Origin of the sequence: Dinoroseobacter sp. S124A (assembly GCF_049801015.1) — a bacterium.
In the GTDB taxonomy this organism is placed as follows: domain Bacteria; phylum Pseudomonadota; class Alphaproteobacteria; order Rhodobacterales; family Rhodobacteraceae; genus Dinoroseobacter.
On the sequence record NZ_JBNAGD010000002.1, the window covers coordinates 456,901 to 476,671 of the forward strand.

Genomic DNA, 19,771 nt, shown 5'->3' on the forward strand with positions numbered 1-19,771 from the left:
ACGCACAGCGATCTATCCCGGGCGCACTTGCTGCCCCGGGCGGTCATTTTCTAAGGAGACAGCCATGCGTATCGGTCTTTATCCGGGCACGTTCGACCCGGTCACGCTTGGTCACCTGGACATCATCCGCCGCGCGGCGACCCTTGTGGATCGCCTTGTCATCGGTGTTGCCATCAACCGTGACAAGGGGCCCATGTTCTCGCTGGACGAGCGGGTCGCCATGCTCGAGGCGGAATGCGCCGAGATCTCGAAGGATCTCGGGATCGAGATCGTGGCCCATCCGTTCGAGAACCTGCTGATCGATTGCGCCCGCGATGTGGGGGCGAGCATGATCATCCGCGGCCTGCGGGCCGTGGCGGATTTCGAATACGAGTTTCAGATGGTGGGGATGAACCGGCGGCTCGACGATTCCATCGAGACCGTGTTTCTCATGGCCGAAGCCGAGCATCAGGCGATCGCCTCGAAACTGGTCAAGGAGATCGCCCGACTGGGCGGAGACGTCACGCCATTCGTGACGTCCCCGGTTAAGGCTGCGTTACTGGACCGCTTCGGGTCCAAGATGATGCGGGCCGCTCAGTAACCGTAGACGGTCTTGCGGGCGATGGCCCGTGCATTGGTGCGGTCGATATCCAGGTCATGCGCTGTTTCCCAAGGCATGGCTTCAATCTCCGAAACCGTGCGGGCATAGGCCATACGCTTGACGGCGGCGGAGCGGATCGTGTGCAGAATGTTGGTCATAGAGACACTCCAGGGAGATAAGGGTTTCTTGCGAGCGTTAGCGCTCACACGGAATAGATGGGCTATGCCGCGCTGCAGAACAACGCACATTTCGGACTGTCCGTTATGCGTTTTCTGCAAGGTGATTCATGGGGTGTTTACCCATTGCTGCAGCTGCATCTTTCCTCGCCCTTTTGTCACGCGGAAGGACAGCGCATGAGCCAGCCGGACGGCTTTACTGATATCCCCGCGGGCAAGGTGGCGGCGATCGTCACCCATCTGGAGATGACCGCCCGCCCTCTGCCGCGCGCCACGCGGGACATGGGCGATCTGGCTCTGGTGCATGTGACGCGCCCGGATCTCGATGTCTATCGCGATCTGTTTCTGCGTGTGGGGGGGACAGGCTGGCTCTGGTGTTCGCGGCTCAAGATGCAGGATGCCGAGCTCTCCGATATTCTCCATAGCCCCGAGGTGCAGGTGCACGAACTGCGTCAGGACGGGCGCGCCGTGGGCCTGTTGGAGCTGGATTTCCGGGAGGAGGGGGCCTGCGAGCTCGCCTTTCTGGGGCTCGAGGCGGGGCTGACCGGGCAGGGGCTGGGCCCCGCACTGGTGGGGCGCGCTATCGAGATGGCGTGGTCACGGCCTTTACGCCGGATGCATGTGCATACCTGCACCTTCGATCACCCCGGGGCGCTTGGGGTCTACCGGCGCGCGGGGTTTCGCCCGGTGCGCCAGCAGGTCGAGGTCTTTGACGATCCGCGCCTGACCGGGCTGCTGCCGCGGGACGCGGCCCCGCATATCCCGGTCATCGCGCCGTCAGATTAGAGGAACTTCGCCATTTCCTTGGCGGTATCGACCATCCGGTTCGAGAAGCCCCATTCATTGTCGTACCAGCTCAGGACCCGGCACATGGTGCCTTCGAGCACCTTGGTCTGGTCCGTGGCAAAGATCGACGAGCGCGGGTCGTGGTTGAAATCCATCGAGACGAGCTTGTCATCCGTGACGCCCAGAACGCCCGCGAGGCGGCTTTCGGAGGCGGATTTCATCGCCGCGTTGATCTCTTCGGCGGTGGTCTCGCGCGCCGCCTCGAAGGTCAGGTCCACGACCGAGACATTCGGCGTGGGCACGCGGATCGCGACGCCGTCCAGCTTGCCGTCCAACTCGGGCAGCACCAGTCCCACGGCGCGCGCGGCCCCGGTGGAAGTGGGGATCATGTTCATCGCCGCCGCCCGAGCGCGGTAGAGATCCTTGTGCATCGTGTCCAGCGTCGGCTGATCCCCGGTATAGCTGTGGATCGTGGTCATGAAGCCTTTGACGATCCCGATCTCCTCTTGCAGGACCGAGGCCACGGGCGCGAGGCAGTTCGTGGTGCAGGAGGCGTTGGAGACGACGATATCCGAGCCCGACAGGGTCTTGTGATTCACGCCGAAGACGATGGTGTTGTCCGCGCCGGAGGCCGGGGCCGAGACCAGAACACGCTTGGCACCGTTCTCCAGGTGCAGCGCCGCCTTGTCCCGTGCGGTGAAGATGCCGGTGCATTCCAGCACGATGTCCACATGGCTCCAGGGCAGGTCCTTGGGCTCGCGGATCGCGGTCACCTCGATCGGGCCCGAGCCGACATCGATGGTATTGCCCGAGACGGTGACCTCGCCGGGAAACCGGCCATGGACGGAATCATAGCGCAGCAGATGCGCGTTGGTTTCCACAGGTCCGAGATCGTTGATCGCGACCACCTCGACATCGGAATCGCTGGATTCCTGGATCGCCCTCAGGACATTCCGTCCGATTCGACCGAACCCGTTAATCGCCACTTGCACAGCCATCTGCGCCCCCCGTTTGCTGAAAGTCCCTCGCCATGCGGGGGTCGCGCGAATGGTACCGCTAACATTTGGCGGTTGCAAGCGGCTGGGGCCGGGGCGTGGCCCCTCGGCGCAGGCGTGACCGGCGCGCATCAGCCCGGGGATCCGTGAATCGCGGCATGAAAAAGGGCACCCCGGTTGGAGCGCCCTTTGGCAAGCTGTCTTGGTGGGGCCGCGGTTAGATCAGGCGACCGATCGCTGCGGCGGTGTCGGCCATCCGGCAGGAGAAGCCCCATTCGTTGTCATACCAGGCCAGGACGCGGACGGTCCGGCCGCCGATGACCTTGGTCTGGTCCGGGGCAAAGATCGAGGAATGGGTTGTGTGGTTGAAATCGATAGAGACCTTGGGCTCCGGATCATAGGCGAGCACGGCCCCCATATGGCCCTGAGCGGCCTCGCGCACGATCTCGTTCACATCCTCGACCGTGACGTCCTTGCCCGCCTCGAAGGTCAGGTCCACGGCAGAGACATTCGGCGTCGGCACGCGCAGGGCGGTGCCGTCGAGCTTGCCGGAGAGCTCGGGGATCACCTCGCCGATGGCCTTGGCCGCCCCGGTGGAGGTCGGGATCATCGCCATGGCTGCGGCGCGGGCGCGGTAGAGATCGCTGTGACGGCGGTCCAGGGTCGGCTGGTCGCCTGTGTAGCTGTGGATCGTGGTCATGATCCCGCGCTCGATGCCGATGGCGTCGTTCAGCACCTTGGCGAGCGGTGCGAGGCCGTTCGTGGTGCAGGAGGCGTTGGAGACCACATGGTCCTCGGTGGTCAGGCTGCGGTGGTTCACGCCGTAGACGATGGTCTTGTCCGCATTCTTGGCCGGGGCCGACACGAGCACGCGCTTGGCACCGTGATCGAGATGGACCGCCGCCTTGTCGCGGGCATTGAACTTGCCGGAGCATTCCAGAACCACATCCACCCCGGACCAATCAAGCTCGGTCGGGTCATAGGTCGAGAACACCTTCATCGGGCCGCGGCCCAGATCCAGGTTGTCGCCATCCACCTTGACGGTCCCGCCGAAGCGGCCGTGGATGCTGTCATACTTCAGAAGATGCGCGTTGGTCTCGATCGGGCCGGTGGCGTTGATCTTTACGACCTGCACATCGTTGCGCGCGCTTTCCGCGATATGCGCCAGCGTGCAGCGCCCGATGCGGCCAAATCCGTTGATCCCTACAGTAATCGTCATCTCACACGCTCCTCAAGCATTGGCGATCTCTGGCTCGGGCAAATTGCGCCGGTCGGATCGCGGGGGCCCGGGGATATGGGCCACGGTATTCCGTCGTATTCTGTCATTCACCTAGCCTGTTGCAGGTGCAGAAAAAAGAGAAAAAATGTCGCTACATTAATATGTTAGCGAAAACATAAGCTGTTGGCGCTAACGCCGTGGAGAAATTTCGCAACTCCTCTGGGCGGAATGCGTTAACAAGAGGCAGGTAGGAGAGAGCGATGAGCGGACTGATAGCCCTTTTGGATGATGTGGCAGCCCTGGCCAAGGTGGCGGCGGCGTCTCTGGACGATGTTGTGGCCCAAGCAAGCAAGGCGGGTGCCAAGGCTGCCGGCGCGGTGATCGACGATGCGGCGGTCACGCCCAAATACGTCCAAGGCTTTGAAGCGTCACGGGAATTGCCCATTGTCTGGCGGATCGCCAAGGGCTCGATCAAGAACAAGCTCCTGATCCTTTTGCCGGTCGCGCTCCTGCTGGCCTCCTTCGCGCCGTGGATGATTCCCCCGCTTTTGATGCTGGGCGGCGCGTATCTGTGTTTCGAAGGGGCGGAGAAGATCCTCCATGTCTTCTTTCCCGGTGACCATGGCCATACAGAGAAGAAGGAGTTGCCCGCGACGGCCGCGCATCTGGAGGAGGCCAAGGTCTCGGGCGCGATCAAAACGGATTTCATCCTCTCGGCTGAGATCATGACCATCGCCTTGGCCGCCCTGCCGCCGAACAGCGTGGCGTTTCAGGCCGTCGCCCTCGCGCTGGTCGCAGTCGGGATCACCGTGCTGGTCTATGGCAGCGTGGCGCTGATCGTGAAGGCCGATGATGTGGGCCTGCATCTGGCGGGCGAAGGGCGGCTCTCGGCCACCCGGGCACTGGGGCGCGGGATCGTGCGCTGGATGCCCGCCTTCATGAAGCTTCTGACGATTGTGGGCACGGCGGCGATGTTGTGGGTCGGGGGCTCGATCATCCTGCACAGCCTTGAGGAGCTTGGCGTCGGCGGCCCGGTCCATCTGATCCATGGTATCGCAGCGGGTGTGGCCCATACCCTCAACGTCGCGCAGGGTTTTGTGGAGTGGTTCGTGACCGCCACGCTGGACGGGATCTTTGGGCTCGTGCTGGGCCTTGTCATCGTCCCTGTGGTGACCCGGGCAACGGCGCTGATGCATCAGCTGCGCAGCTGACAGCCACCTCCAAAGCAAAACGCCCGCCGGATCTCTCCAACGGGCGTTTTTTCTTGCGCGGACCGCGATGGGTCAGAGCATCTCCTTGACCTTGGCGGCGGTCGCCTCGGCGGTGATCTCGAAATGCGCATAGAGCTCGCCTGCCGGTGCCGAGGCACCGAAATCATGCATGCCGACAAAGCCGCCCTTTTCGCGCTTGCCGCGCTCGCCATAGAGCCAGCGGTCCCAGCCGAAGCGGATGGCGGCCTCGACGGCGACACGGACCGGGCCTGCGGGCAGGACGCGGCGGCGATAGGCGTCGGGCTGCTCCTCGAAAAGCTCCCAGCAGGGCATGGAGACGACGCGCGTGCCGATCCCCTCGGCCTGCAGCAGGTCGCGGGCCGCCATGGCGATGGACACCTCGGAGCCGGTCGCCATCAGGATTGCCTGACGCTTGCCCTCGGCCTCGGCCAGAACATAGCCGCCTTGGGCGGTCAGGTTCTTGGTCTTGTGCTCGGTCCGCACCGTGGGCAGCCCCTGACGCGACAGGGCCAGCACCGAGGGCGTCTCGGTCTGTTGCAGGGCCAGCTCCCAGGCTTCAGCGGTTTCGACCGCATCCGCCGGACGGAAGACAAGCGTGTTGGGGGTGGCGCGCAGCATGGCCAGATGTTCCACCGGCTGGTGGGTTGGGCCATCTTCGCCAAGACCGATGGAATCGTGCGTCATCACATAGACCACCGGCTGCTTCATCAGCGCCGACAGACGCATGGCCCCACGGGCATAATCGGTGAAGCACATGAAGGTGCCGCCATAGGGGCGGATACCGCCATGGAGGCTCATGCCGTTCATGGCCGCCGCCATGCCATGCTCGCGGATGCCGTAATAGACGTAACGCCCGTCGCGGCTCTCGGGCATGAAGGTCCCGAGATCGGCCGTCTTGGTGTTGTTCGACCCGGTGAGGTCCGCCGAGCCGCCCACGGTCTCGGGCATGATCGGGTTGATCGCCCCAAGCGCCATTTCGGACGCCTTGCGGGTGGCTACCTTGGGCGCATCCTCGGAGGTCTGCTTTTTCAGCGCCTTGATCGTCGCGCTCAGCTTCTTGGGCAGCTCGCGCGAGAACGTGCGGGCAAACTCAGTCTGCTTGGCGCCCGACAGCTTGGCAAAGCGCGCCTCCCATGCGGCTTTCTCGTCGGAGCCGCGCGCCCCGATGGCCTCCCACTGGGATTTCACATCCGCCGGAACCTCGAAGGCGGCGGCGGACCAGCCCCAGGCCTCTTTGGCGGCGGCGTTCTGGTCGCCATCGGTCAGCGCGCCATGGCCCTTGGAGGTGTCCTGGGCCGCGTGGCCGAGGGCGATATGGGTCTTGCAGGCGATCATTGCCGGGCGCGCGCTGGCCTTGGCCTCGGTGATCGCGCGGTCGATATCGGCGGGGTCATGCCCATCGCAGGAGAACACGTCCCAACCGGAGGCGGCAAACCGCGCAAGCTGATCCGTGCGGTCCGACAGGTCGACCTTGCCGTCGATGGTGATGCCATTGTCATCCCAGAGCACGATGAGCTTGCTCAGCTCCTGACGCCCGGCAAAGGCGATCGCCTCCTGGCTGACGCCTTCCATCAGGCAGCCATCGCCCGCGATCACCCAGGTGTGGTGATCCATGATCTTGGCCCCCCAGCGCGCGCGCAGGACTTCCTCGGCCATGGCAAAGCCCACGGCGGTGGCAATCCCCTGGCCGAGCGGGCCGGTGGTGGTCTCGATCCCGGCGGCGTGGCCAAACTCCGGGTGACCGGCGGTCGAGGCGCCGAGCTGGCGGAAATTCTTGATCTCCGACAGGGGCATGGACTCGTATCCCGTGAGATAGAGCAGGGAGTAGAGCAGCATCGAGCCATGGCCCGCCGACAGGATGAACCGGTCACGGTCCGCCCAGTCCGGGGCGCTCGCGTCAAACTTCATGTGCTTTTCAAACAGCACGGTGGCCACATCGGCCATCCCGATCGGCATGCCCGAATGCCCCGAATTCGCGGCAGCCACCGCGTCGAGGGTCAGGCTCCGGATCGCGGTCGCTTTCATCCAGTGTTCAGGGTGCGCAGAGCGCAGGGCAGCAATATCCACGGAGGCTTCGTCCTTCTCGGCTCGTATTTCAACGGGTCGGCGCGACGCCGTGGGCCGCTCTTTAACCATCGGTGGGCAAAGTGCAACCTTTGCGGGCGATCTGGGCGGCCCGAAGCGGGCGGGGACGGGCCTCCCCCCGAAATGGGGGGGCGCATTTGCGCGACCTGCTTGGTAACGTGCGCACGCCGAACCCATCGAATCGCCCGGCGCGGGGCAGCGGGGGATCGGCGCGGCGGGTCCGAAAAGCGCAGCGCGCTCAGGTCAGGACCGCTCAGGCCGGGAACACATGACCGAGAACGGACAAAAAGAAGAACAGGAGAGGCGCGCCATGAGCGATATCCCTCAGTTGGAGCAACGTATTGCCGTTGCCCTGGAACGCATACGGGCCGGGGTGGACGCCCTGGCGGCCCCTCAGGACATGTCCGAACTGGTCGCGGCCGAGGCCCGGGCCGATGCGCTTGCCGCCGAGCTGGCCGGGGTGAAGTCGCAACTGGGCGCGGCGCGCGAGATCGAGGCCGAGGTCACCGCCCTGCGCACCAAGCTGGCCGAGGCCGATGCCGAGAAGGGCGAGCTTCTGACGACAATCCAGTCGCTGCAGGGCGTGAATGCGGATCTGCGGGCGGCGGCGGCGGAGGGGCTGTCGGATCCCGATGTGATCAACAAGGCGCTGGTCGCCGATCTCGAGGCGCTGCAAACCGCGCGCGCCGCGGACCTGCGCGATATCGAAACCCTGCTGGCCGAGCTGGCCCCGATCGCACAGGAGGCCTGATCATGCCCGAAGTGACCATCTCCATCGGCGGCCGGGATTTCGCCGTGGCCTGTCAGCCGGGCGAAGAGCCCTATCTGCAATCGGCGGCCGAAATGCTCAATGCCGAGGCGTCGGTTCTGTCGGACCAGCTGGGCCGGATGCCGGAATCGCGTATGCTGCTCATGGCGGGGCTGATGCTCGCGGACAAGACAGCGGCCATGGAAGACAAGGCCAATGCCGCCGAAGCCAAGCTGGCCGAGGCGATGGGCGCGCTCGAGGCGCTGCGCAACGCGCCGGCGCCCGAACCCGAGCGCATCGAGGTGCCGATGATCCCGCCCAGCGTGGCCGAGGGCATGGCCGAGCTGGCCGCCCGGGCTGAGGCCATGGCCGATGCGGTCGAGGCGCGTGCCGCCGAGCGTGCGGACACGGCCTGATCCATGGCGCTCGAAGACGCGTCGGGCGAGGTCGACAATGCGTTCACCCGGCGCGAGGCGCGCGGGCTCAGCTATGAGGCGGCCTATGGCGGCGCGCTCAGCTTCCTGCGGCGGCGCTATACCAAGGACCTGACCGGGGTGGATGTGGCCGTCACCGGCGTGCCCTTCGATCTGTCGGTCACGAACCGGCCCGGCTGTCGGCTGGGGCCGCGGGCGATCCGCGAAGCGTCCAGCCTGCAGCCCTTCGATCCGCCCTATGGCTGGGGCTTTGACCCGATGACCGAGGTGTCGGTGGTGGATTACGGGGATCTGGCGTTCGATTATGGCAAGGCGGCGGGCTTTCCCGCCGCGCTGACCACGCATATCGCCGGGATCCTCGAGGCGGGTGTCGCGCCGCTCACCATGGGCGGGGATCACTACATCACCTATCCGATCCTGCGGGCCATGGCGGCCAAGCACGGGCCCCTGTCGCTCTTGCAGTTTGACGCCCATTCCGACACCTGGCCGGACGAGGATTTCGACCGGCTCGACCATGGCACGATGTTCTACAAGGCGGTCAAGGAGGGGCTGATCGACCCCAGCCGCTCGGTGCAGGTGGGGATCCGGACCACGAACGAGACCGATCTCGGGTTTCACGTGATCGACGCCCGCGAGGTGCATGAGGCGGGACCAGCCGCCGCAGCGGAGAAAATCCGTGCGATATTAGGCACTCACAAGACATACCTCACCTTTGACATTGACTGCCTGGACCCGGGCACGGCGCCGGGCACGGGGACGCCGGTCTGGGGCGGGCTGAGCGCAGGTCAGGCGGCGATCCTGCTGCGCGATCTGGCGGGGATCCACTTGGTCGGGGGCGATGTGGTCGAAGTCTCGCCGCCCTATGATCCGTCCGGGGCCACCGCCGTGGCCGGGGCGCATGTGCTGACCGAGATCCTCTGCCTCTGGGCCTGGACGCGGCGGGGGTGAGTGCCCTTGCGCAATGGGTCTGTCTCCTTAAGTCTTGAGGCAGAGCAAGCAAGGGAGCCGCAGAATGGGCAATTGGATAGGCGTGCTGATCATCGTGGCGATGTTCGCCGTGGTCGGTGTGATGGGGTATTTCCGTTTGGCGCCCACCGATGCCGAAAGCTGGCATGTGGACCCGACCGATCTGAGCCTGAGCGATGGCAAGGGCGCGGCGCTGGTGCGGGCGGATGGCGCGCTCAGCAGCCCGGTCTTCGACGAGACCCCCGAGGCGCTTCTGGCGCGGGTCGATGCGGTCGCGCTGGAGACCCCGCGCACCCGGCGCATCGCCGGCAGCGTGGACGCAGGGCGCATCACCTACATGACCCGTTCGCTGATCTTCGGCTTTCCCGATTTCACCACCGTGACCACCATCCCCTCGGGCGCGGGCGCAGAGCTTGTCGCCTATGGTCGCCTGCGCTTTGGCAGCTCGGATATGGGCGTTAACAAGGAGCGACTCGAGGGCTGGCTGACCCAGCTCGGCGACTGAGCGCGTCCGGGCCGGGACCGGGGCCTCTTGACCCCGGCGGGGCCGGGCGGCACAACCCGCGCCATGGTTCCCACGGATAAACTCGCCCAGATCACCGAACGTTTCGAATATATCGAGGCGCGCATGGCCTCTGGCACAGCCGGGGATGACATCGCAGCCCTTGGGCGCGAATACGCGGAGCTCAAGCCCGTGGTCGAGGAAATCTCCGCCTATCACAAGGCGTTGGAGGATCTGGCCGAGGCAGAGGCCATGATGGACGATCCCGAGATGCGCGCGCTGGCCGAAGAGGAGCTGCCTGAGCTCAAGGCGCGCATTCCCGAGATGGAACATGCTTTGCGCCTGGCACTCCTGCCCAAGGATGCCGCCGATGCCCGCCCGGCGATAATCGAGATCCGCCCGGGCACGGGCGGCGAGGAGGCCGCACTTTTTGCCGGGGATCTGCTGCGCATGTACCAGCGCTATGCCGAGGGGCAGGGCTGGCGCTTTCAGATCGTCGAGGAAAGCCTGACCGAACTTGGGGGCATCAAGGAAGTGATCGCCAATGTGGCGGGGCCGGGGGTCTTTGCGCGGATGAAGTATGAAAGCGGCGTGCACCGGGTTCAGCGCGTGCCCGTCACCGAAAGCGGGGGGCGGATCCACACCTCTGCCGCCACGGTCGCAGTTCTGCCCGAAGCCGAGGAGGTCGATCTCGACATTCCCGCCAGCGATCTGCGGATCGACACCATGCGGGCCAGTGGCGCGGGCGGGCAGCATGTGAACACTACCGACTCGGCGGTGCGGATCACCCATCTGCCCACGGGGATCATCGTTGTCAGCTCCGAGAAGTCCCAGCACCGCAACCGCGAGATCGCCATGCAGGTCATGCGCGCGCGACTCTATGATCTGGAACGCCAGCGCGCCGATGCGGAACGCTCCGCCGCGCGCAAGGGGCAGGTGGGCTCCGGCGACCGCTCCGAGCGGATCCGGACCTACAACTTCCCGCAAGGCCGGATGACCGATCACCGGATCAACCTGACGCTCTACAAGCTCGATCAGGTCATGCAGGGCGATCTGACCGAGGTGATCGATGCGCTGATCGCGGATGATCAGGCGCGGCTGCTGGCGGAGGTGGATGGATGATCGACGGGCAGGCAGAGGCGCTTCGGGCCATGGCCGAGGCCGGGGTGGCGGACCCGTCAGGGGATTTCCGCCGCCTCTATGAGTGGGCCTATGCCAAGGGCGAGGAAGATCCCGAGCCGCAGACCCGCGATGCGCCCAATGACTGGACCCTCTACCTGCTGAAGGACGCCGTGGATGCGCGCGTTGCGCGTCAGCCGGTCTCGCAGATCATCGGGACCCGCGCCTTCTGGGAGCATGAATTCGAGGTCACGCCAGATGTGCTCGACCCCCGCCCGGATACCGAAACGCTGGTCGAGGCGGCGCTGGCGCGCCCGTTTGACCATGTGCTCGATATCGGGACGGGGTCCGGCTGCATCCTGCTGTCGCTGCTGGCGGCGCGCCCCACGGCAAGCGGGATCGGCGTGGATATCTCCGAGCCCGCGCTGGCCGTGGCCCGCCGCAACGCCGCGGCGCTGGAGCTGACGGACCGGGCGGTGTTTCGCCGCTCGGACTGGCTTGCGGAGGTGCCCGAGCAATTCGACCTGATCGTGTCGAACCCGCCCTATATCGACGCGGCGAGCTACAGCGCGCTGGAGCCCGAAGTGCGGCAATGGGAGCCGCGCAGCGCCCTTGAGGCGGGGCCGGACGGGCTCGACGCCTATCGCGCCATCGCGGCTCAGGCGCCCAAGGCCTTGAAACCGGGCGGGCGGCTCTTGCTGGAGATCGGCCATGATCAGGGACAATCCGTTCCAAAGCTGCTGGCCGGTGCCGGAATTGAAACGGTGAACCTGTTAAAGGATCTTAACGGCAAGGACCGTGTGGTCGTTGCAAACTTGATCTGAATCGCGTTCGCCCGGGGAAATCGCATTTCCACATGGGTTTGGCATAAAAAACGCCGTTTTTTGCTTGCCCCACGCGCGCGCACATGCTTACTGAACCGCACGGGTAGCGCGACCTCGCACGGCGAGGGCCGCTCGTATAACCCAAATCATCACCGATATCCGTGGCGCAGGCAGAAGCTTCGCTGCAATGACGGATAAAGCTGGATAGGCCCCTTGGGCGGTATCTCCGACTGCCACAAAGGCGGAAAAAACCTGATATGAGATCATCTAAGTCCCGGTCGCGGAATAAGAATAATCGGCGCAGCGTTGGCAACATCGTCAACCGCGTCTTTGACAGTTCTGGTCCCGAAGGCAAGGTGCGCGGCACGCCGCAGCAAATCATCGACAAGTACCAGACCCTGGCGCGGGATGCGCAGCTGGCCAATGACCGCGTGGCGGTCGAAAACTTCCAGCAGCATGCCGAGCATTACACCCGCATGCTGGGCGAGGCGATGCGCGAGCAGGAAGCCCGCCGCGAGCAGCAGGAACAGCAGCAGCAACAGCGCAACAATCAGCGCAATTCGGAGCGGGGCGACCGGTCCGATCGCGGGGATCAGGGCCAAGCGCGGTCGCAGGATCCGGGTGATGCGCCGCAGCCCGACGCCGCCGCACAGCCCAAGGCCCCGGCTCAGAGCGACAGCTCATCCTCGGATGTCATCGACCTGAATGCGGGCGCTGATGCCGATACCGGTCTGGTCGAGACGCCCGAGAGCAAACCGGCCCGCAAGCCGCGCACCCGCTCGCGGCGCAAGAAGCCCGAGGATGCCCCGGCAGCAGCCGCACCGGCCGATGCGGGTGGCGAGGACGCTCCGGCATCCGCTCCGAAAAAGGCCCCCAAGGCCGAGCAATCCGGCGAGGCCCCCGCAGCGGCCGCCGTCGAAGCCCCGGCATCGGACACCCCCGCCGCCGAGTAAGGCGGCGCGGCCCGTCGGGCGACGCTGTCAAAGCAGGTTTGGGCCAGCCCATGGGGTGGCCCGGCGCGTTTACATCGAAAAACTGGTCCCGCAGCCGCAGCTCGAGCTTGCATTCGGGTTGTCGATGGTAAACCGCGCGCCGATCAGTTCTTCGGTGAAATCGATCACGGCATTTTCGAGAAAGGGCAGGGACACGGCGTCCACCACCACTTTCTGGCCTTTTCCTTCGAGGATCAGATCATCCTCCGCCGGGTCGTCCAGCTTGATCTCGTATTGAAACCCGGAACAACCGCCGCCTTCGACGGCGACGCGCAGGGCTTTCACCGCATCCCCATCGGCATTGATCTCGGCAAGCCGCGCAAAGGCGCGCTCGGTCACGGTGGGGGGCAGGGTCAGATCCATAGCATCGCTTCATCTGTTCTTGAGGGTCATCTTGCCATATAAGATGCAGCAAAACAGAGAACAAGAACAGGCAGATCATATGAGAGCGCCCTTTGCGTGCGACCCCAACGGCTCGCGCGGACGGCTCCATGGCGAACCCGAGAGCGATTTTCGCTCCTGCTTTCAGCGGGATCGCGACAGGATCATCCATGCCAGCGCGTTCCGGCGCCTCAAGCACAAGACCCAGGTTTTCGTCGAGCATGAGGGTGATTTCTTTCGCACCCGGCTGACCCATTCCATCGAGGTGGCTCAGGTGGCGCGCACAATCTCGGGCGCGCTGGGGCTGAACGAGGAGCTGACCGAGGCGGTCGCCCTGGCCCATGATCTGGGTCACACGCCCTTTGGCCATACGGGCGAGGATGCGCTGGACGCGCTCATGGCGCCCTATGGCGGGTTTGATCACAACGCGCAGGCGCTCAAGATCGTCACGGATCTCGAACGGCATTATGCCGAGTTCAACGGGCTGAACCTGACATGGGAGACGTTGGAGGGGATCGCCAAGCATAACGGCCCGGTGATCGGCGAGCTGCCCCATTCCCTCGCGCAATATGTGACGCGCCACGATCTGGAACTTGGCACCCATGCCAGCGCCGAGGCGCAGGTCGCGGCCCTTGCCGATGACATCGCCTATAACAACCACGATCTGCAGGACGGGCTGCGGGCGGGGCTGTTCTCGCAGGCCGATATCCTCGATCTGCCTCTCGTGGGGCCGGCCTATGCCGAGGTGGATACAAAATGGCCCGGGCTCGAGCCGTCGCGCCGCAAACATGAGGCGCTCCGCCGGGTCTTTGGCATGATGGTGGCCGATGTGATCGCCACCAGTCGCGCGGGGCTGGCAGAGGCCGCGCCGAAGGATGCGCAGGCCGTGCGGGAGCTGGGCCGCGCAATCATCCGCTTCTCGCCCGAGATGTGGCAGAGCCTGACCGAGATCCGCGCCTTCCTCTTCACCCGCATGTACCGCGCCCCAAGCGTCATGGCCAAGCGGGCCGAGGTGACCTGCGTGGTCAACGAGCTCTTCCCGGCCTATATGGCCGACCCATCCCGGCTGCCCGCCCGCTGGCAGCCGGACATCCTCGCCACCCGCACGCGCACGGATCTGGCCCGGATCGTGGCCGATTACATCGCGGGGATGACCGACCGCTATGCCCTGCAGGCTCACGCCCGTCTTGGCGAGACCGAGGACAGCGCCGCCGCCGCCTTGTGAGCGCTGGTTCTCGCCCCGGTCTTCTCAACCCGGTCTGGTGATTTCGGTTGGACCCGGCGGGGCTTGTTGCTACACCCCAGCCGACCCTAATCCGAGACCGACCATGAACCTGTTTACCGATCTGCGCGCGGGCGTTCTGACCGCGCTGAGCGAGATGCAAGCCGAGGGCGTTCTGCCCGAGGGGCTGGACTTTGCCAATGTGGCGGTGGAGCCGCCGCGCGATGCGGCCCATGGGGACATGGCCACGAACGCGGCGATGGTGCTGGCCAAGCCCGCCAAAATGAAGCCGCGCGACATAGCCGATGCGTTGGCGGCCAAACTGGCCGCCGATCCGCGCGTGGCCAGTGCCGAGGTGGCGGGGCCGGGCTTTCTGAACCTGCGGCTCGCGCCCGAGATCTGGCAAGGGCTCGTGCGCAACGTCCTCGAGACGGGCACGGGCTTTGGCCGGTCCGATATGGGGCAGGGCAAGAAGGTCAATGTGGAATATGTCTCGGCCAACCCGACCGGTCCGCTCCATGTCGGGCATACGCGGGGCGCGGTCTTTGGCGATGCGCTGGCGAGCCTGCTGGATTTCGCGGGCTACGAGGTCACGCGGGAATACTACATCAACGACGGCGGTGCGCAGGTCGATGTCCTCGCGCGCTCGGTGTATCTGCGCTACCTCGAGGCCCATGGGCAGGAGGTCGCCTTCGAGGATGGCACCTATCCCGGCGACTACCTGATCGCCGTGGGCGAGGCGCTCAAGGCCAAGGTCGGGGATGCCTTTGTGGGCAAGGGCGAGCAGTTCTGGCTGCAGGAGGTCCGCGATTTTGCCACCGACGCGATGATGGACCTGATCCGCACGGATCTGGCCAGTCTCGGCGTCAAGATGGACGCGTTCTTTTCGGAAAAGAGCCTTTATGGCACGGGCCGGATCGAGGCGGCGATTGCCGATCTCGACGCCAAGGGGTTGATCTATCGCGGTACGCTGGAGCCGCCCAAGGGCAAGGTCCCCGAGGATTGGGAGCCGCGGGAGCAGACGCTGTTCCGCTCAACCTCCCACGGGGATGACGTGGATCGTCCGATCAAGAAATCGGACGGCAGCTGGACCTATTTCGCGCCCGACATCGCCTATCACTTCGACAAGGTGGAGCGGGGCTATGACGCGCTGATCGATGTCTTCGGTGCGGATCACGGCGGCTATGTGAAGCGGATGAAGGCGGCGGTCTCGGCCCTGTCCGAGGGGCAGACGCCGCTCGACATCAAGCTGACGCAGCTCGTGCGGCTCTTCAAGAATGGCGAGCCGTTCAAGATGTCCAAGCGTGCCGGGACCTTTGTCACCCTTGCCGATGTGGTCGAACAGGTGGGCCCGGATGTGACCCGCTTCGTGATGCTGACCCGCAAGAACGACGCGCCGCTCGATTTCGATTTCGACAAGGTGCTGGAGCAGTCGCGCGAGAACCCGGTGTTTTACGTGCAATACGCCCATGCCCGGGTCTGCTCGGTGCTGCGCAAGGCGCGCGAGGCCGGGATCGATGTGGATGACGCCACGCTGGCGGGCGCGGACCTGTCGGGGATGCGCGATCCGGCCGAGCTGGCGCTGGCGAAATCGCTCGCGGAATGGCCGCGCCTCGTGCAGATCGCGGCGCGCACGAACGAGCCGCACCGAATCTCTTTCGCGCTTTACGACATCGCCTCTGACCTCCACGCGCTGTGGAACAAGGGGAATGACACGCCGGAGCTGCGCTTCTTCCAGGAGAGTGACGCAGAGGCAACACAGTCGAAAATCGCACTCGCGCGAGCCTGCGCCGTTGTTATTTCGACCGGTCTTGGTATCCTTGGGGTGGCCCCCGTGGAAGAGATGCGCTGATCAAAAACCAAGCGCGCCGCCTCGGGATCTGAGCAGTCGACGACCCTCCTGCGCTGCGGAGGGATGTGAGAGGCAGGACAATGACCGTGTACGAGAGCGACGCCTACGGGGCGTATGATGGGCGCGAGTCCGTCGAGGGGGCGGCCCCGCTGGGCCGCGCAATGGGCCCGCTTGTCACCAGCATGGGCGCGGTGGCGTCTCTGGCGCTGGTGGCGGGGCTTGGCATGTGGGGCTACGATCTGGCCATGCGCGATGTGGCCGGGGTGCCGGTGATCCGCGCGCTCGAAGGGCCCATGCGCGTGCAGCCGGACGATCCCGGTGGCCGTCAGGCCGAGCATCAGGGCCTGGCCGTAAACGCCGTGCAGGCCGAGGGCGTGGCCGAAGCGCCGCCCAACCAGATCATCCTCGCGCCATCGCCCATCGACCTGAGCACCGCGACCCCCGCCATCCCCGAGGGGCAGGCCGTGGCCGCACCGGCCATTGATGTGGCCCAGCCCGCGGGCGAGGAGGCGCCTGAAGCGCCGGCGGCCAACACGACCGGGCTTGCCGTGGACAACCTGATCCGCGATCTCGTGGCCGAGGAAGAAGCCAACCGCCTGCAGATCGTGCCCGCAAGCCAGCCCGGTGTCGCCCGCTCGCCGCGTCCGACCGCCCGTCCGGCGGCCATGGCCTTTGCAAGCCGCGCCGGGGCCGGGGTCGATTTCACCGCCATTTCCGCGCCCGTGCCAGCGAGCTTTGTCGAACCCGAGACGATCGCGCTCGGCACCCGGATGGTGCAGTTCGGGGCCTTTGATGATGATGCGACCGCGCGGTCGGAATGGGACCGGATCTCGGGCCAGTTCGCGGACTATCTTGTGGGCAAGGCCCCGGTGATCCAGCAGGCCGAGCGCGCCGGGCAGGTGTTCTACCGCCTCCGCGCCACCGGGTTCGAGGATCTGGCCGATGCGCGCCAGTTCTGCTCGCTCTTTCTTGCCGAGAACATGGCCTGCATTCCGGTGGTCTATAAGTGACGCAAGCTGACGCGCCGCGTCCGACCGCGGTCATCTTTGGCTGCGCGGGGCTTGAGCTGACCCCGCAAGAGGCGGCGCTGTTTGCAACCTGCCAGCCCTGGGGCTTCATCCTCTTTGCCCGCAACATCCGGGACCGCGCGCAGATCGCCAAGCTGACGGCGGACCTGCGGGCGGCGGTGGGCTGGCACGCGCCGATCATGATCGACCAGGAGGGCGGGCGCGTCGCGCGCATGGCCCCGCCGGATTGGCGCGGCTTCCCCCCGGCACTGGATCAGGCCGCAGCGCCCGATGCCGAGCGGGCTTTCTGGCTGCGGGGGCGGGCCATCGCGCTCGATCTGGCCGAGGTCGGGATCGATGTGAACTGCGCGCCGCTGGCCGATATCGCGCTGGACGAGACCCATGCGGTGCTGCGCAACCGCTGCTACGGGACCGAGGTCGCGCAGGTGGTCACCAATGCCCGGGCCATGGCGGATGGGATGCGCGCGGGCGGGGTGCTGCCGGTGCTCAAACATCTGCCGGGCTATGGCCGCGGCACGGTGGACAGCCATCTGGACCTGCCCCGTGTCTCGGCCGGGGCCGCAGACCTGCGCGCCACGGATTTCGCGCCCTTCGTGGCCCTGAATGACATGGCCATGGGCATGACCGCCCATCTGGTGTTCGAGGCGTTCGACAAGGACCGCCCGGCCACGGTCTCGCCCGTGATGATGGATCTCATCCGCAGCGAGATCGGCTTTGACGGGCTTCTGATGACCGACGACATCTCGATGGAGGCGCTGTCCGGCGATCTGCCCTGGCGGGCGCTGGCCGCGCTCGATGCCGGGTGCGACCTGATCCTGCACTGCAATGGCGATCTGGCCGAGATGGTGCGCCTGCACAAGGCGCTGCCGCCCATGAGCGCGGCGGCCTGCCGCCGGGCGGAGCGGGCCCTGGCCGAGCGCCATACCCCTGCGCCCGTTGACATCCCGGCGCTGGACGCCGAACGTAAGGCCCTGGAGCCGTCCTGAGCGCGCTGAGGGCCGAAAGAGCCGATGACAGACCCCCAAGGTGAGATTTCCCTGGCCCCGGCCAGTGTCGAGGACCGGCTCGCGGCCGAAGCCCTGATCGTGGATGTGGACGGGTTCGAGGGGCCGCTCGATCTGCTGCTGTCCCTGTCGCGGACCCAGAAGGTCGATCTGCGCAAGGTGTCGGTCATGGCGCTGGCCGAGCAATACCTCACCTTCATCGAGAAGGCCAAGGAGCTGCGGATCGAGCTGGCGGCGGATTATCTCGTCATGGCGGCCTGGTTGGCGTTCTTGAAGTCTCGGCTGCTCTTGCCGCCGGATCCGTCCGATGAGGGGCCCTCCGGTGAGGATCTTGCGGCGCATCTGGCGTTCCAGCTCGAGCGGCTCGAGGCCATGCGCGAGGCCGCGGCCAAGCTCATGGCGCGGGACCGGCTGGGCAAGGATTTCTTCGCCCGCGGCATCCCCGAGCAGGTGACCCGCTCGCGCCGGGTGACCTATTCCGCGACGCTGATGGATCTGATGCAGGCCTATGCGCGGATCCGGACCAAGGATGATTTCCGCCCCTTCGTCTTTGACCGGGATTCGGTGCTGACCATGGAACAAGCGCTCGACCGGATGAAGACCATGGTGCGGTTTGCCGGGGACTGGACGGACCTGTCGGCCTATCTGCCCGAGGGTTGGGTGATGGACCCCAAACGCCGGCGCTCGGCCACGGCGGCGACCTTTGCCGCTTCGCTGGAGCTGACCAAGGCGGGCAAGATCGAGCTGCGGCAGGGCGACACCTTTGCCCCGATCCAGATCAAGCGAAAGCCGGAGACGTGATGCAGGACGACAGCGCGGACGCGCCGAAAATGGCCCCGGACGGCCCGGAAGAGAGCCTGTTCGAGGCCCCGCCCATGGGCGATCAGGAGCGGATGGTCGAGGCCATCCTCTTTGCGACCGCCGAGCCGATGACCGTGCGCGGGCTGCAGGCGCGCATGCCCCATGGCTGCGATGCGGCCGAAGCGCTGACGCGTCTGCGCAAGCGCTACGAGGGGCGCGGGGTTCATGTGGTGCGGGTCGGGGATGCTTGGGCCCTGCGGACGGCGCCGGACCTTGGGTTCCTGATGCAGAACGAGGTGGTCGAGACCCGCAAGCTCAGCCGGGCCGCCATCGAGACCCTCGCCATCATCGCCTATCACCAGCCGGTCACCCGCGCCGAGATCGAAGAGATCCGCGGTGTGTCCGTCAGCCGCGGCACGCTGGACCAGCTGATCGAGCTGGAATGGGTGCGCTTCGGTCGTCGTCGTATGACCCCGGGGCGTCCGACCACCTTTGTCGCAACCCAGAGTTTTCTCGACCATTTCGGCCTCGAAAACGCACGAGATCTACCCGGATTGTCGGACCTGCGCGCCGCAGGACTGCTCGAGAGCCGTCCGCTTCCCGGAGGGGATCCCGAGGACGAACCCGGTGATGGAGACGAGGACCAGAGCGATATGTTCGAGGAATAGACGACCAAAGGATCTTGGTGCGGGGCGCCGCCGACTGATCCGGCTGGCCTACTGCCTCAACTATTGCACCGAATTCTATGCTTACCCACAAAAAAACCGCGCCCTTCCCAGCCGAAAAGGACGCGGTGAATTCTGTTGCATCAACCGACCAGACGTC

General features: G+C 65.8%; 21 protein-coding genes. 16 read left to right on the forward strand and 5 right to left on the reverse strand.

Annotated elements, in window-relative coordinates; genetic code table 11:
• The first annotated feature begins 64 nt into the window (after positions 1–64).
• The gene (coaD, locus tag ACP15I_RS07095; protein ID WP_424967593.1) at positions 65–580 is read left to right on the forward strand and encodes a pantetheine-phosphate adenylyltransferase; all 516 of its coding nucleotides are present in this window, start codon (positions 65–67) and stop codon (positions 578–580) included.
• Here the strand turns inward: coaD and ACP15I_RS07100 are convergent.
• Complete coding sequence (locus tag ACP15I_RS07100; RefSeq protein ID WP_424967594.1) at positions 574–738, reverse strand: hypothetical protein; 165 nt, start codon at positions 736–738, stop codon at positions 574–576. The genes coaD and ACP15I_RS07100 overlap by 7 nt on opposite strands.
• A 195-nt stretch (positions 739–933) precedes the next feature.
• Between ACP15I_RS07100 and ACP15I_RS07105 the strand changes: the two genes are divergently transcribed.
• Entirely contained in the window at positions 934–1,542 is a 609-nt protein-coding gene (locus tag ACP15I_RS07105; RefSeq protein WP_424974511.1) for a GNAT family N-acetyltransferase, read from the forward strand.
• On the opposite strand, the gene gap (ACP15I_RS07110) is transcribed toward ACP15I_RS07105, so the two are convergent.
• Entirely contained in the window at positions 1,539–2,540 is a 1,002-nt protein-coding gene (gene gap, locus ACP15I_RS07110; protein WP_424974512.1) for a type I glyceraldehyde-3-phosphate dehydrogenase, read from the reverse strand. The genes ACP15I_RS07105 and gap (ACP15I_RS07110) overlap by 4 nt on opposite strands.
• A gap of 214 nt (positions 2,541–2,754) precedes the next feature.
• On the reverse strand, positions 2,755–3,756 hold the full coding sequence (gene gap / locus ACP15I_RS07115) for a type I glyceraldehyde-3-phosphate dehydrogenase (protein ID WP_424967597.1): 1,002 nt from the start codon (positions 3,754–3,756) through the stop codon (positions 2,755–2,757).
• A gap of 260 nt (positions 3,757–4,016) precedes the next feature.
• Here gap (ACP15I_RS07115) and ACP15I_RS07120 point away from each other — a divergent pair, with 260 nt between their 5' ends.
• Positions 4,017–4,967, forward strand: coding sequence for a DUF808 domain-containing protein (locus ACP15I_RS07120; protein WP_424974513.1), 951 nt, complete (start codon positions 4,017–4,019; stop codon positions 4,965–4,967).
• 72 nt (positions 4,968–5,039) lie between these two features.
• Here ACP15I_RS07120 and tkt read toward each other — a convergent pair whose 3' ends face one another.
• On the reverse strand, positions 5,040–7,055 hold the full coding sequence (tkt, locus tag ACP15I_RS07125; protein WP_424974514.1) for a transketolase: 2,016 nt from the start codon (positions 7,053–7,055) through the stop codon (positions 5,040–5,042).
• A 328-nt stretch (positions 7,056–7,383) separates the two neighbouring features.
• Here tkt and ACP15I_RS07130 point away from each other — a divergent pair, with 328 nt between their 5' ends.
• The 7 genes from ACP15I_RS07130 (at position 7,384) to ACP15I_RS07160 (ending at position 12,619) form a co-directional block, all read left to right on the forward strand.
• Entirely contained in the window at positions 7,384–7,824 is a 441-nt protein-coding gene (locus ACP15I_RS07130) for a hypothetical protein (RefSeq protein WP_424974515.1), read from the forward strand.
• Positions 7,825–7,826: 2 nt separating this feature from the next.
• Entirely contained in the window at positions 7,827–8,237 is a 411-nt protein-coding gene (locus tag ACP15I_RS07135; protein ID WP_424967601.1) for a cell division protein ZapA, read from the forward strand.
• Positions 8,238–8,240: 3 nt separating this feature from the next.
• Complete coding sequence (gene speB / locus ACP15I_RS07140) at positions 8,241–9,203, forward strand: agmatinase (protein ID WP_424974516.1); 963 nt, start codon at positions 8,241–8,243, stop codon at positions 9,201–9,203.
• Between the two features lie 64 nt (positions 9,204–9,267).
• Positions 9,268–9,726 (forward strand): DUF1499 domain-containing protein, encoded by a 459-nt coding sequence (locus ACP15I_RS07145; protein ID WP_424974517.1) that lies wholly within the window; start codon positions 9,268–9,270, stop codon positions 9,724–9,726.
• A gap of 63 nt (positions 9,727–9,789) precedes the next feature.
• Positions 9,790–10,845, forward strand: coding sequence for a peptide chain release factor 1 (gene prfA, locus ACP15I_RS07150; RefSeq protein WP_424974518.1), 1,056 nt, complete (start codon positions 9,790–9,792; stop codon positions 10,843–10,845).
• Complete coding sequence (prmC, locus tag ACP15I_RS07155) at positions 10,842–11,666, forward strand: peptide chain release factor N(5)-glutamine methyltransferase (protein ID WP_424974519.1); 825 nt, start codon at positions 10,842–10,844, stop codon at positions 11,664–11,666. Before prfA ends, prmC begins: the two co-directional genes overlap by 4 nt.
• Before the next feature lie 257 nt (positions 11,667–11,923).
• Entirely contained in the window at positions 11,924–12,619 is a 696-nt protein-coding gene (locus tag ACP15I_RS07160) for a DUF4167 domain-containing protein (RefSeq protein WP_424974520.1), read from the forward strand.
• A gap of 69 nt (positions 12,620–12,688) precedes the next feature.
• Here ACP15I_RS07160 and ACP15I_RS07165 read toward each other — a convergent pair whose 3' ends face one another.
• Positions 12,689–13,015 (reverse strand): HesB/IscA family protein, encoded by a 327-nt coding sequence (locus tag ACP15I_RS07165; RefSeq protein WP_424974623.1) that lies wholly within the window; start codon positions 13,013–13,015, stop codon positions 12,689–12,691.
• Between the two features lie 85 nt (positions 13,016–13,100).
• Between ACP15I_RS07165 and ACP15I_RS07170 the strand changes: the two genes are divergently transcribed.
• The 6 genes from ACP15I_RS07170 (at position 13,101) to scpB (ending at position 19,614) form a co-directional block, all read left to right on the forward strand.
• On the forward strand, positions 13,101–14,264 hold the full coding sequence (locus tag ACP15I_RS07170; RefSeq protein ID WP_424974521.1) for a deoxyguanosinetriphosphate triphosphohydrolase: 1,164 nt from the start codon (positions 13,101–13,103) through the stop codon (positions 14,262–14,264).
• Positions 14,265–14,367: 103 nt separating this feature from the next.
• Positions 14,368–16,113, forward strand: coding sequence for an arginine--tRNA ligase (gene argS, locus ACP15I_RS07175; RefSeq protein WP_424967608.1), 1,746 nt, complete (start codon positions 14,368–14,370; stop codon positions 16,111–16,113).
• Positions 16,114–16,193: 80 nt separating this feature from the next.
• Positions 16,194–17,123, forward strand: coding sequence for an SPOR domain-containing protein (locus ACP15I_RS07180; protein WP_424974522.1), 930 nt, complete (start codon positions 16,194–16,196; stop codon positions 17,121–17,123).
• The gene (locus tag ACP15I_RS07185) at positions 17,120–18,127 is read left to right on the forward strand and encodes a glycoside hydrolase family 3 N-terminal domain-containing protein (protein ID WP_424974523.1); all 1,008 of its coding nucleotides are present in this window, start codon (positions 17,120–17,122) and stop codon (positions 18,125–18,127) included. Before ACP15I_RS07180 ends, ACP15I_RS07185 begins: the two co-directional genes overlap by 4 nt.
• Before the next feature lie 24 nt (positions 18,128–18,151).
• Positions 18,152–18,946 (forward strand): segregation and condensation protein A, encoded by a 795-nt coding sequence (locus ACP15I_RS07190; RefSeq protein ID WP_424967611.1) that lies wholly within the window; start codon positions 18,152–18,154, stop codon positions 18,944–18,946.
• Positions 18,946–19,614: an SMC-Scp complex subunit ScpB gene (gene scpB, locus ACP15I_RS07195; protein ID WP_424974524.1), complete on the forward strand. Its 669-nt coding sequence runs from the start codon at positions 18,946–18,948 to the stop codon at positions 19,612–19,614. Before ACP15I_RS07190 ends, scpB begins: the two co-directional genes overlap by 1 nt.
• Positions 19,615–19,771: the final 157 nt, after the last annotated feature.